Annotated in this window: 11 protein-coding genes; 3 read left to right on the forward strand and 8 right to left on the reverse strand. The window is 40.2% G+C overall.

Translation table 11 applies throughout. The features are described 5' to 3' along the window. The 3 genes from MUN88_RS10670 to MUN88_RS10680 all read left to right on the forward strand — a co-directional run bounded on the left by MUN88_RS10670 (position 1) and on the right by MUN88_RS10680 (position 3,434). The gene (locus MUN88_RS10670; protein ID WP_244714828.1) at positions 1 to 855 is read left to right on the forward strand and encodes a carbohydrate ABC transporter permease; all 855 of its coding nucleotides are present in this window, start codon (positions 1 to 3) and stop codon (positions 853 to 855) included. 67 nt (positions 856 to 922) lie between these two features. Then, complete coding sequence (locus MUN88_RS10675) at positions 923 to 2,320, forward strand: extracellular solute-binding protein (RefSeq protein ID WP_244714829.1); 1,398 nt, start codon at positions 923 to 925, stop codon at positions 2,318 to 2,320. A gap of 115 nt (positions 2,321 to 2,435) precedes the next feature. Continuing rightward, positions 2,436 to 3,434, forward strand: a complete 999-nt coding sequence (locus tag MUN88_RS10680; RefSeq protein WP_244714831.1) for a hydroxyacid dehydrogenase — start codon at positions 2,436 to 2,438, stop codon at positions 3,432 to 3,434. Positions 3,435 to 3,899: 465 nt separating this feature from the next. Here MUN88_RS10680 and MUN88_RS10685 read toward each other — a convergent pair whose 3' ends face one another. From MUN88_RS10685 to MUN88_RS10720, 8 genes are all read right to left on the reverse strand, one after another. Continuing rightward, positions 3,900 to 5,357 carry an APC family permease gene (locus MUN88_RS10685; protein WP_244714832.1) on the reverse strand — a complete coding sequence of 486 codons (1,458 nt, stop codon included), beginning with the start codon at positions 5,355 to 5,357 and terminating at the stop codon, positions 3,900 to 3,902. 297 nt (positions 5,358 to 5,654) lie between these two features. After that, positions 5,655 to 7,259 (reverse strand): amidohydrolase, encoded by a 1,605-nt coding sequence (locus MUN88_RS10690; protein WP_244714834.1) that lies wholly within the window; start codon positions 7,257 to 7,259, stop codon positions 5,655 to 5,657. A 521-nt stretch (positions 7,260 to 7,780) separates the two neighbouring features. Further along, the gene (locus tag MUN88_RS10695; protein WP_244714835.1) at positions 7,781 to 7,990 is read right to left on the reverse strand and encodes a hypothetical protein; all 210 of its coding nucleotides are present in this window, start codon (positions 7,988 to 7,990) and stop codon (positions 7,781 to 7,783) included. Between the two features lie 344 nt (positions 7,991 to 8,334). Then, positions 8,335 to 10,002, reverse strand: coding sequence for a glycoside hydrolase family 13 protein (locus tag MUN88_RS10700; protein WP_244714837.1), 1,668 nt, complete (start codon positions 10,000 to 10,002; stop codon positions 8,335 to 8,337). 32 nt (positions 10,003 to 10,034) lie between these two features. Next, positions 10,035 to 10,694, reverse strand: coding sequence for a YesL family protein (locus tag MUN88_RS10705; RefSeq protein WP_244714838.1), 660 nt, complete (start codon positions 10,692 to 10,694; stop codon positions 10,035 to 10,037). 24 nt (positions 10,695 to 10,718) lie between these two features. Then, a complete protein-coding gene (locus MUN88_RS10710) occupies positions 10,719 to 11,747 on the reverse strand; it encodes a LacI family DNA-binding transcriptional regulator (protein WP_244714839.1) in 1,029 nt (342 codons plus the stop codon). Positions 11,748 to 11,771: 24 nt separating this feature from the next. After that, positions 11,772 to 12,587 carry a carbohydrate ABC transporter permease gene (locus MUN88_RS10715; protein WP_244714841.1) on the reverse strand — a complete coding sequence of 272 codons (816 nt, stop codon included), beginning with the start codon at positions 12,585 to 12,587 and terminating at the stop codon, positions 11,772 to 11,774. Continuing rightward, entirely contained in the window at positions 12,587 to 13,447 is an 861-nt protein-coding gene (locus MUN88_RS10720; protein WP_244714843.1) for a carbohydrate ABC transporter permease, read from the reverse strand. The genes MUN88_RS10715 and MUN88_RS10720 overlap by 1 nt, the downstream gene beginning before the upstream one ends. Positions 13,448 to 13,462: the final 15 nt, after the last annotated feature.

Consider the following 13,462-nt stretch of genomic DNA (forward strand, 5'->3'; position numbering starts at 1 on the left):
ATGATTAGTACTATGTCCCATAAGAAAGCTGATAAAATTACGACGTCCGTTAAATTTGTCATTTTGTTAATCTTCGGGGTGGTCCTGATGGCGCCGTTTGTCTGGATGGTTAGTGTTGGTTTTGATCGCACTGCAAACATATCGATGCCATTTCCGCCACGATTGATTCCTGAAGAACTATCGGGGTTTAACTATGGTATCGTTTTTGAGAATGGAAGATTAATACAATCCTACATTAATTCAGCGATCGTAACGATAACATCAGTAGCAATAGGTGTATCCTCTTCTCTTTTAGCAGGGTACGCATTTTCTAAAGGTAGATTCAAAGGAAAGAAACTATTATTTATCGTTGTACTTTGTACCTTGATGATTCCGATGGAACCTCGATTAATTCCATTGTACAAACTTTTTAATAGTGTAGATTTATTGAATACATTTTGGCCATTGATATTACCGCCACTTATTAATGGAATGTTGATCTTTCTATGTAAGCAGTTTTTTGACCAATTACCAGATTCCTTAAGAGAAGCAGCACAAATTGATGGAGCAGGAGAATTTAAGATTTTCTTTAGCGTTTACTTCCCTCTTGCTGGCCCAATTGCTGCTACGATGGTTATTTTAGCATTTATCTGGAGTTGGAATGATTTTCTGTGGCCATTAGTAGTTTTGAACAATCAGGACTTGCACACTGTACCGCTTTATTTAGCTAGTTTCTCCTTAGAGAATGGTACTAGTCTGGGGGGTCTTACAATGGCTCTAGCTACCGTAAGTGTCCTACCGATTATTGTTGTCTACTTATTTTTACAAAGGTATATTATCCAAAGTATTGCCCTTAGTGGTGTGAAAGGGGAATAGTGGAAATTTTAAGCATTTGCGTGGAAGCGGATTATTTATGTCATTTTAAATAATAGGGGGTAGTAGTATGAAAAAAGGATTATTTAATAAACACGCTTTTATTCTGTCTGGGTTATTATTGCTGTTAATCGCAGTGCTTGTAGCATGTAGTAACTCTAGCGATACTTCCAGTTCTGGTCAGGATTCTGGAAGCGATGGAGGAGAGACTGCAGAAGGTAGTAAATGGGACGGCAAAACACTTAAAGTGCAGTTAATAGGTGATTTTTCTATGGAGGATTCAACAGACCCGATTACAGGAGAAAAAACACCTGGGTTAGATACGTTAAAAGAAGAATTTGAAAAACAACATCCGGGTGCAACTGTCGAATTTATCCTTATGCCTTGGGAAGGGTATACAGAAAAAACACAGGCGATGTTAACTTCAGGTGAAGCAGATGTTTATCAAATGCCTGGTATTGCTGACTTTGCTGCACAAGGTTTATTAGAACCATTGCAGCCGTATATTGAAGAAGATAGTGAGTTTAGTACAGATATTTTTATAGATCAGCAAGTTGAGGGATGGAAAGCCTTAGGCCCTGACAGTGATGAATTAGAAATTTACGGTTTGCCATTCTTTGGTGATGCTCGTTTCATTACTTATGATAAGAAGTTATTTGATGATTGGGGAGTAGAATATCTTTCGGATCATCCAACAATGGAAGAAATAAAGGAGAAAGCTGAGAAGATGACTGGGACGAACCCGGTAACTGGTGAACAAAACTATGGTGTTTGGTTCCGAGGAGATTGGTCTTCAGCATTTACTCTACTGAATGCGGCTGAAGGTATTAATGGAAAGTGGGGGACAGGTTTTGCCTGGGATGAGGTTGAATTTGAATTTAATTCTCCTGAAATGGTTGAGGGTTTGAACTGGATGCTTGATATGCAAGAATTTGCTCCAGAAGGTATCGTAAGTAACCAAGGAAATGAGAAATGGATGACAAAAGATAACAATATTGCCATTATGTTAAACACAGGTCCTGCAAATTTGGTACAACAAACCTATGCGCAAGGCTTAGAAGATCGTATTGCAATTGCGCAAGAATTTAAGAACGATGAAGGTAAAGGTGGTTTGTTTGCGGGTAGTCCTATCACAATTGGTAAAGCAAGTGAAAATAAAGATTTGGCATGGGAATGGCTGAAGTTTGCAACAAGTGATTTTGCTCAGAAATATTTTTACGAAACTGGTGCATTTCCATCCATAAAATCAGCGCTTGAGTGGGAAAGTGTAAAGGAATATGAACATTTATTAGGGCCAGTTTTTGAAGCAATGAGCACTCCATACATGCCTAGGTATCATTGGGCAGCGGCACAACCACGTTTCATTTTAACTTCTGAAATTGAGGCTGCATTAACAGGTAAACGGAATGCTCAGGAAGCATTGGATAAGGCCCAAAAAGAAAGTACAGAGTGGTTAGAAAATAGATAAAAAAGATTGTTATTAAACAAATAGAAGGTGGATATTTATCCTCCTTCTTCTTCATTTAGCAAGTTAATTGGAAATAGGGTTTTAAAGAAAAAGCCCTTATTGGTGGAGAGTGATAATGATGGTAAAAGGATTGTATATTATGAATCAAGATACGTTTGAATTAGTATATCCAGAAAGCGTGAGAAGGGAAATTGGGGCATTAGCAGACATTTATCGGTCGCCTATGACAAGTCAGCAAATGAAGGAGGACCTTTCCGTTTTAAATGAAGCAGAAGTGATTTTTTCTGGATGGGGTGGACCAAGGCTTGACCACTCATTAATTCAAGCGGCACCAAATCTAAAAGCGTTTTTTTATGCTGCGGGATCTTTAAAAAATATTGCTACAGATGCATCTTGGGAACATGAAATGATCATTACGAATGCGGTTAAAGCAAATGCTGTGCCTGTTGCTGAATTTACGCTATCTCAAATTTTGTTTTGCTTGAAGAAAGGATGGGCGTTTACCAGAAGAATAAGAAACACAAAGCAATTCCCCGAAAAGCCATTTGATATTCCGGGAGCTTTTGGAAGTACAGTTGGGATCGTTTCTCTAAGTACAGTAGGAAGGATGGTATGTGAGCTTCTTAAGCCATTTGATATTCATGTAATTGGCTATGATCCGTACATAAACGAAGAAGAAGCAAAAAAGTTAGGGGTGGAGTTATGTAGTCTTGATGAATTATTTAGAAATGCTGATGTCGTTTCTTTACATACACCTTTATTAGAGGAGACGAAAGGCATGATCAGATACGAGCACTTTGCTCAAATGCCTGCTAACTCAAGTTTTATCAATACATCAAGAGGAGCTATCGTAAGAGAATCAGAAATGATTGAGGCGTTGAAGAAGAGGTCAGATATAACAGCTGTCTTAGATGTAACATTTCCTGAACCACCGAATCAAGACTCGCTTCTTTATCAGTTAGAAAATGTTGTATTAACACCACACTTGGCAGGAAGTGAGGGGCAGGAATGTGGCAGGATGGGCTATTATATGCTGGAAGAGTTCAAACGGTACGTAAATGGAGAATCGCTGCGATGGCAGGTTAAGAAAGAATACTTTGATATTTTAGCGTAGTGCAGGTCAACAGCACTACTTGTTTTTATATAATTGTTCCATTTGATTATCAGCTCTCCCGGCCACAACTAGACAGCAATAGATCACGAATGTATTAAATGAAAGTACGCCACCGACAATCCACCACATGCTGTTCGCTCCTTTTTAAATGTATTCGTGTTCTATTATTTACCTGAAATGAAAATTCATACCTAGTGACAGCTTTCAGTATACCTTAGCGAATATTTTTATTTTGGAATAAGATAATTGAAAAATCAATGAAAAAGGAAAATGACTTATTTCAGAGGGGGCATTAATGGATTTTCATCTGGTAAAAAGGTGTTTTTTTATAGTGTGTTATATATGGAAATGATTTTTTGGTAATTAGACGTTTACGATACTTCTTGCTATGATATGCACATCACGGATGAAGGTTCATCCCCAAGAAATGCAAAGAATCCCCACAATCATTTGTGGGGATCCAATCTAATCCTGCTTCAGCTTAATCTCCTTTGAACCAGTGATTAAATAATTTAATTCTTCTTCTGGTATTTTATTATACTCTTTTCGCTTGGCTAGGTAGAAAATTAAACCTAAGATGACCCATGCGGCCAATGCGATTCGAGATTCCAGTCCAAGGAATGCTGGTGAGCCTGGGAATAGCAGTAACACTAAGAAGGTAAGACTCGCTAACATGCCGAGAATAGAAATGACTTTCTTCACAGGTGAGTATAATTGTTTTCCGTTTCCTAAGCGGTTATCTGGCTGGAAAGTGAACATGGAAAACGCTGCATAGCATGTATAGAAATAAGCGATCGTTACACCAATGGATGACATGTCAACTACCCATAACAGTGCTTCGCGACCGAACCATGGTGAGAACATGGCTACGATCACTGTAAAAATAACGCCCCAGTATGGTGTGTTATATTTTGGGTGCAGCTTCGAGAATCCTTCTGGAATAATTTTTGCTCTGGACATTGCGAATAAAAGACGGCTGGAAGAAATAACGAAGCCGTTCAGCCCAGTAAAAATCCCCATCGTTAAGGCGATGACGAGTATAAGTAATCCGGCTGTGCCAAGTAGATCCTGCACAACTTGTCCCGTTCCCCAGATGTAGTTAGCATCTACGACACCTTGCCACGGTCGAATCATGGACGTGGTAATGATCATGAAACTGTAAAGAATGGCAGCTACTAAAATCGCAAAAACAATGAGTTTAAAGGCTTTATTTGAAGAAAAATCAAATTCTTCGGCCGTTTGCGGGATGTTATCGAACCCGACATATGCCCAAGGTGCGATGGCGACGATCGAGATGATTGCAGCAATCGCGTTCGTATCTGTCGGAAAGTACGGTTTGACGTTCGCTAAACCAGCTTCTGGCTGGATGCCGACCATCATCGTTAGTAATAGGATAGCCCCTACCATAACGAGACAAAAGATAAATTGAATTCTTCCTGAGATACTGCTTCCTCTAACATTAAAAAAGCCAAACACTATTAATACTAGTGAGGCAACGATAATTTCCGGTACGTATACTTCCCAGCCGGCAACATTATATAAATGCAAGTTTTCGATGAATTGTGGAAATACGAATTTAAACATCAATGCAAAGGCGGATGCGTTCAAGGCGACTATACATATATAGCCTAGTGTTAAGAACCACCCGGAAATAAATGCATGCGTTCTTCCGAGGCTGATGTAGGTATAAGCAAATTCCCCTCCTGATACCGGGAAACTCTTAATTAAGAAGCCATAGCTGACGGCGATTAAAATCATTAATAATGCACCAATAAAGAAGCCTGAAATAACTCCTAATGGACCTGCCGTAGCCATCCAATTAACAGGTTGTACAAATGCTCCCCAGCCAATTGCTGAGCCTAGAGCAATCGCCCATACCCAATGGGGCTTCAATGTTTTCTTCAATGTTGTACGTTTCTCCATCTGTTCTTCTCCTTTAGACACCATGATTCACGTTAACAAAATCAACATGGTTAAAATGTCCGTATCCGTTAGGTTATTATAATTAGCGTTTAATAGCAAATTTTTTAAAAAAACACGACATTCGCCTCGTCTTTTAGCGAGTAGTGAACGAATTTTTACTTGTGTATTTTTTGCTATTACGAGTTACTTCATCGCTAAAATGTAAAAAAGGATACATGTCCGTATACCCGTTTTACAATATAGCTAAACATACAATTAGCATAACCAAAAGCGGGAGTTAAAACCCCCGCTTCGGCTCTATTGCTGATATAATGTTTCTCCTTCCTTCATCGTCGCTAACACTTGAATGTCTTTGATTGATTGTTGATCTATTTTTAGTGGATTTTGATCCAGGAGTACTAGATCTGCTAGTTTTCCAGGGACGATACTTCCTTTCTTATCTTCTTCAAAATATTGATAAGCAGCATTTATTGTCACTGCTTGCAATGCTTCATATACGGTGACTTTTTCGGATTCTCCGATTATTTCACCGCTTCTTGTTTCGCGATTAACTGCACACCAGACAGCATGCAGCATATCTGGCTTAACAACAGGGGAGTCCTGGTGGAAATTCACCTTCAAGTCTTTGTCAAAAGCGGTTCTGGCAGGACTGATTCTACTGCCGCGTTCTTTGCCTAGATTTTTCAAATGTACATCTCCCCAATAATAGGTATGTACATTGAAAATGGAAGGAATCATTGATAAATCTGCCATTTTTTCTAACTGATCATCCCGTACCGTTTGACAGTGAATCATGACGGGACGTAGCTGATGTTTATTCGGATTCATCGATTCATCCAATGCTGTTTCGTAGCAACGCAGTAATTGTTCGGAAGCGGCATCGCCATTGCTGTGTATCAGCAATTGGACATCATTGTTAATCGCCGTTCTTGCAAATTGCGTCACTTGTTCATCATTAAACCAAGGATATCCGCGGTATTCTGCTTCCCCTTCATATGGTTCTGATAGCCAGGCGGTTTTTCCTTGTGGAGAACCATCGAGAAACAGTTTGAATCCGCCGAGCTTGAAGCGATTGTGATACATTTTGGCGTACTGTTTGTATTCGTTTAACAGTTTTGTCGGTGTTTCCATCACAAGTGGATAAGCAACAATATCCAACATTAGCTTGTCCTGTTCCGCTAAGGTGTGCAGAAGCTGCATGATTTCCTTGCTTGTTGCTCCGTCCTGGCATGTTGTGATGCCGTGCTCTAGGTAGATTTGCTGCCCTTTTTGCATCAATGCAGCATAATCAGTTTCCGTGTCACGGGTCAGCTGTTCACGAATTGCCATGATATTGGCTTCTTCCAAGTAGCCATTCGGTTCCATCGAGCCATCCACTCTACCGATTTTTCCGCCTTCAAGGTCCTCTGTGTTCTCGTCAATACCGGCTGCTTGCAATGCAGCATCGTTGACACATCCCATATGAGCAGATGTGTGCATGACAGCAACAATTCGGTCTGTTGATACTTTGTTTAATATTTCTTTGGTCGGATGCTTTTCTTCTTTTAATACATTATGGTCATAACCGAATCCAATCACGGGATCGGTATCGTTCAATTGATTTTTAACTATATAAGCTTTCAATGTTTCTACAATATTGTTAAAATCATCACAGTCACTAAGATCGCACAATGAGGCGACAGGCCCCACCATTGATACATGGCTATGTGGATCAATAAAGGCAGGCATTAACGTATGCCCTTCTAAATGTTCTTTTTGAGTATTTTCGTCATGTAACAAGGATACGAATTTGGATAAAGGACCAACGTCTGCAATGACGCCATTCTCCACCAATACGGCTTCCACATATTCGTTCTGTTCATCCATGGTGATAATTTCCCCGCCATAGTATAGCTTTTTCATTTATATCCCATCCTTTCGACACCACCTCGTTCATAGAAAAGAAGCGACGGTGTATTAACGTAAAATGATACGTATTTGGTTAGTAAATGAAAGAAAAAAAGGGGACAATTCTTCTGTGTCATTTACTAATTCCATTTTATGGCTCTTAGATAGTTGGCAGATGCTGAAACAGCAACGGTTAAACATGTGAGATGTTGTATCTTAATGGGCGATAGTTCTATTTTCAGAATCGTAATTAATCTAAAATGTAGTAACCAACAATGTATAGATTTTAGTGTATCCATCAACCTGATATATAGAGCATAGAGATGGTTCTTGTGTTCAGATTTTTATGAGTGATTATCCGTTTGAGTAAAGAATGTGTGAAATAGTATTTTCACAGCAAAGTCATCCAACTAGATGGATAGCTAAATAAAAGTAATCACACAACAGTGGGACAGGAGAACCATCCCACTGTTTACTTCATTCATTGCCGTTCTACCTTTGATGTCTTTTATCCATTTTTTATGGATATAAATCTGCTAGTCTTCCATATGTGAATCAATAAAGGCAGGCATGATAGTCTGCCCTTCTAAATGCTGTTTTTCGGTGTTTTTGTCATGTAACAAGGATACAAATTTGGATAACGGACCAACGTCTGCAATGACGCCATTTTCTACCAATACGGCTTCGACATATTTGTTGTGTTCATCCATGGTGATAATTTTTCCGCCATAGTAAAGCTTTCTCATTGGTATTTCCCATCCTTTCCATACCACCCTGTTCAAAGAAAAGAAGCACGATGGATTAACGTATATTGAATCATATCTGATGAGCTAATGAAAGGGAAAAGGGGGGACAAGCTATTTTTACTTATGTTATGAATGAACTCATAAGCGTTGGGAGATCTGGGTGTGTGGAGGTTTGTTAACAAATGTGTTTTTTTTGTGTAATGGGAAATAAAGCGCTACATTCAAGTTTTTTTATAATTTTCAGCGGAGATATTCACCAACATGGAATGACTATTCTGATGAAAATTTAATGCTTTTCTAACGTAAAAAAAGATCAGCCTCATTCAAAGGCTGATCCTGTATCATCACAACAACTGATAAACGCGTGCCTCATACGGTCGTAATGTTCCGCTAGAAAGCTGCTCATTCGATTCAACTTCATAGTTGCTTAAGCACAACGTTGATGAGAGCTTTTGCAACGATTCTGGTAATTCGTATGCTGCTTCATCCTCAAATAAATTGGTGATGATCAGCATGGTTACTTCGTCCAGTGTTCTGGTATAAGCATAGATCTCATTATGCCCCTCAAGAATTAATTCGTAATCACCATATAAGAGTGCGGTGTTACTTTTTCTTAAATCGATCAATTTTTTGTAATAATGATAGATGGAATCATGGTCATGGACAGATTGAGCGACGTTGATTTGCTGATAATTCGGATTGACTCCCAGCCACGATGTCCCTGAGGTGAACCCGGCCTGCGCATCTGTGTTCCACTGCATGGGAGTTCTGGAATTGTCGCGGCCGTTTTTCCAGATGATCTCCATCATTTCTTCATGTGACTTACCTGCTTCGATGCCTTCACGATAGCGGTTCTTGATTGCGATATCATTATAGTCATCAATCGAATCAAACTGGACATTCGTCATGCCAATTTCCTGTCCCTGGTAGATAAAAGGTGTTCCTTGCATCAAAAAGTATAAGGTTGCCAGGCATTTTGCCGATTTGTCCCGATAGGGGCCGTCATTTCCCCATGTCGAAACGGAACGGGGCTGATCATGATTCTCTAGGAATAAGGCATTCCATCCTTTTTCATGAAGGCCAGTTTGCCATTTCGTAAACGTGTCTTTCAAGGCGTGGATGTCGATACCGCCGCTTGCACTGGTGCCCCAGAGATCGAGGTGTTCGAACTGGAATATCATATCAAATTTGCCTTGATCCTCGCTGACCCATTCATCTGCCTGATCGACTGATACCCCATTAGCTTCTCCAACGGTCATGATATCATAGTGATCGAAGGTTTCCTGTTTCAATTCTTCTAAGAAAACTTGAATGCCATCACGATTCATATGGCCGTCAAAGGATGGTACATATTTTTTGTGATCGGGGTTTGGTAAGTCAGGAAATCCGGGTGTTTTCTTAATGTGCGAAATCGCATCAATCCGAAAACCATCAATTCCTTTGTCAAGCCACCAATTGACCATCTCATATAATTTTTCTCGTACTCGAGGATTTTCCCAATTTAAATCTGGCTGTTTGCGGGAAAAGACATGCATGTAATATTCGCCCGATTGCTTGTCATATTCCCATGCTGATCCTCCAAAAATGGATTCCCAATTGTTCGGTTCCTTACCATTGTTACCGGGGTGCCAGATGTAGAAATCGCGGTAGGGGTTATCAATAGAAGAGCTTGACTCCAAAAACCAAGGATGCTCATCCGAAGTGTGATTGATCACTAAATCCATAATTAATTTCATGCCACGTTCATGTACTTCGGTCAGCAGCTGGTCGAAATCTTCCATCGTACCAAAGTCATCCATGATCGCCTGGTAGTCGCTAATATCATACCCGTTATCGTCATTCGGAGATTCATAGATTGGCGAAACCCAAATGACGTCAATGCCTAAGTCTTGCAGATAATCTAATTTTTCGATAATGCCTGGAATATCTCCAATGCCGTCACCGTTCGAATCGTTAAAACTTCGTGGATAAATTTGATAGGCGACAGCTTCTTTCCACCATTTTTTGTTCATGATAATCCCCCTAGATGTTATATGTTTATTTTTTATATGAAGTTCAAGTACCACCTATAAAAGGCTGAAAAGGTTAGAAAAGCAATCAGTGAACCTGTAAAAAAAGGTATGAGAAATAATAAGCCGTTCATACTGACATAAAGAATAACGAAACTTATGAGCGAAATCACAACCGTCAGCAATGGTCGTCCGAATGTAAGAAGAAACGCATTCTTCCAAAGCATACGTAAATCCATCTCAAAATGTGCCAACATCGAAAAGAAATGAATCGTATACACAAATAAAATCAGCCCGAACATCAAGAAAGCGAATAATAGCACAACATTACGAGAGCTGAGATAGTAATAATCTATGCCCCAGATCGTCCAAACTGCTGTCAAAAGGATTCCACTGATACAGCTTTTCCGATAATTCCCTGTATAATAACGACAGAAGGATCTAACGATCGAATGCTGATCCCGATCTAACGTCCAGTCTCTTACACAGGCGAACAGGGCGGTGGTAGCGGGGAAAAAGATAAATGGCGTGAGTACCATCACCACTACCGATACGGCAAGATTTACTCCGTTCACCATCATATTCAATAAAAGGATCACGATAGGCAGGTTGAAGAGCAGCCAAAGTACATTAGCGACCGCCAGCCGGGCTATCCAATCCGTCACGCCAAATAACTTTCCTAAACCTTGTTGCACAGTGAACGCCTCCATGTTGTTTATTTATGCTTTCTGTGAGCTAGTTATACTTGATTCTCGTTCTTCAATAAAGGTTGGGATGATTACACTTCGTTTGACAACGGACGGTTCATGGATTTCGTCAATTAAACAACGCGCAGCTTCATAGCCGAGCTGATAGATCTGGGTATCGACGGATGTCAGCGGTGGGTTGGAAAACCTGCTGAAAATCGTATTGTTAAAGCTGATTACGCTCATTTCTTCCGGTACCTGGATCGCAAGTTCGCGTAAGACGAATAAAATATGCATCGCGAACAAATCATCCGTCACGACTAAAGCGGTCGGTGTCGTCGGTAACTGCATCAGTTCTTGCATCGAATCCCGTACTAACTCTGGTGATGCAGGATTTTTGATGAAACCGACCCGCTCTCTTAGCTGATGATTGCGAAGTGCGTCCTGGTAACCGTGGAGCCGGGCGTCTGTGACTTCAAACTTTTTATTGCCACTGATAAATCCAATTTCACGGTGACCTAAATCAATCAAGTGCTCTGTCGCTTCTTTAGCAGCTAAAACGTTATCATTATCTACGTATAAAATTTCATTGGGCCTGCCAAATGGTTTTCCAACCACTACAAATGGAATGCCAGATTCCTGCAAATAGGTGATGACCTGATCATCTTTTTTTGAATAAGAAACGATTAAACCGTCAACTTTTTTTCCTCTGACCATTTTGACCACATCTTTAAAAATCGCATCTTCCGATTCGCCAGTGGTGATCGAAATACTATAGTCCTGTTTATTGCAATAGGAGCTGATACCTCTTAATACCTCTGGAAAAAAAGGATCATGTAAAGATTCGCTCGCTGAATTCTTCATGACGATGCCGATTGTTTTCGTCGATTGCTGGACTAAATTTCTTGCATTTTCATTCAAATGATAGCCTAATTCCTCCATCACGCTACGGACTTTATTTTTTGTTTTCTCACTAATTTTGGGACTGTCTGATAATACACGCGAGACAGTAGACGCAGCCACTCCGGCTTTCTTGGCAACATCTTTAATCGTTACGGACATGAAATACACCTCGTTTACTACTGCTTATTTTACTGCGCCTTCGGAAACACCTTTGATAATTTGTTTCTGGGCGAAGAAGTATCCGACAATCACCGGAATGATCGCAATCGTTAATCCTGCTAATGCTAAATGCCACTGTTTCGTATATTGACCGAAGAAATAGAACATTTTCAGTGGAATGGTTGCATTATCTTCTCCAAGAATCAAGGATGGTAATAAGTAGTCATTCCAGATCCAGATCACATTCAAAATCCCGACTGTTACGGAGATCGGTTTTAATAATGGAAAAATGATATGGATAAAGGTTTGAAATTTGTTGGCTCCATCAATGATTGCTGCTTCGTCCAATGATTTCGAAATACCTGTCATAGCTCCATGATAAAGGAAAATCGATAAACTACAACCGAAACCTAAATACATAAAAATGAGCCCGGCGCGATTTAACATTTCCACTTGCCCGAATAAAGAGACGAGGGGGATCATTACGGATTGGAATGGGATCAACATTGCCGACACAAAAAGTAAAAGCAGTGCACCGCTTAACTTACTTTTGTTACGTGCAAGTGCATAGCCAGCCATTGATGAGCAGAAAATGATAATCCCGACACTGACAACTGTAATCAACACCGAGTTGAACAGCGATGCAGTGAAGTCCAAATCAATATAGGCTTCAACAAAATTGGCTGTCGTGAATGCTTCTGGCAGATCCAGGACACCACTAAAAATCTCTTTCTTTGTTTTAAAGGCATTGACGAGCATTAAATAAAACGGAGATAGCCACAATAATCCGAGCAGAACACCTACGATTTCAATGATGTATAATTTTCGTTTGCTCTCCATTACATGTCAACCTCCCGCTTCTTATTATAATATACTTGAGTCAGTGCAATAATCGATACGATAATAAAGAAAACGACTGCTTTTGCCTGACCATACGCCATTTCATTGGCGCTGAATGCTGTTTTGACAATTTCCATGGCGACCATTTGCGTGGATTCGAACGGCCCACCATTGGTTAGCGACAGGTTCTGGTCATAAATTTTGAAAGACGTTGACAGCGTTAGAAACATACTTACCGTAAAGGCAGGTGCCACTAACGGGAAAGTAATATTACGGAATCGTTGCCAGCTGTTCGCGCCATCTATTTTGGCTGCCTCGATCAGTTCGCTCGGAATATTCTGCAGGTAGGCAATGTAAATGATCATAATATATCCTGCCATTTGCCAACAGGTTAGAATGACTAATCCCCAGAATCCGGTACTTGTAGTGGATAGCCAGCCTTGCATCGCTTCTATTTGTAATGCTTCTCCAATGTCACCAAATACACTGATGAAAATAAATTGCCAGATAAAACCTAAGATCAGTCCACCAATAAGATTGGGCATAAAGAAGATCGTTCGTAACATGTTATTGGTTTTAATCTGCCGGGTTACGAGTATCGCCAAACTCAAACCTAGAAAGTTTAATAGAATGATGGAAACACCAGAGAATAGGATGGTGAAGACGATCGCATCAATGAACTCCTCGTCGTGCAAGAGGTTAAGGTAATGCTCGAAACCGACAAACGTCGTAGCGCTCAGTCCGTTCCAATCAGTAAATGAAAAGATCGTACCGTAAATAAGGGGAACGATCACGACAAGGATCAGTCCTAGTAACACAGGTGTTAAGAATAACCAGAATGATAGATCACGGTTACGCATGGTGGAATCCCTCCT

This window comes from Gracilibacillus caseinilyticus (assembly GCF_022919115.1).
GTDB lineage: Bacteria > Bacillota > Bacilli > Bacillales > Amphibacillaceae > Gracilibacillus > Gracilibacillus caseinilyticus.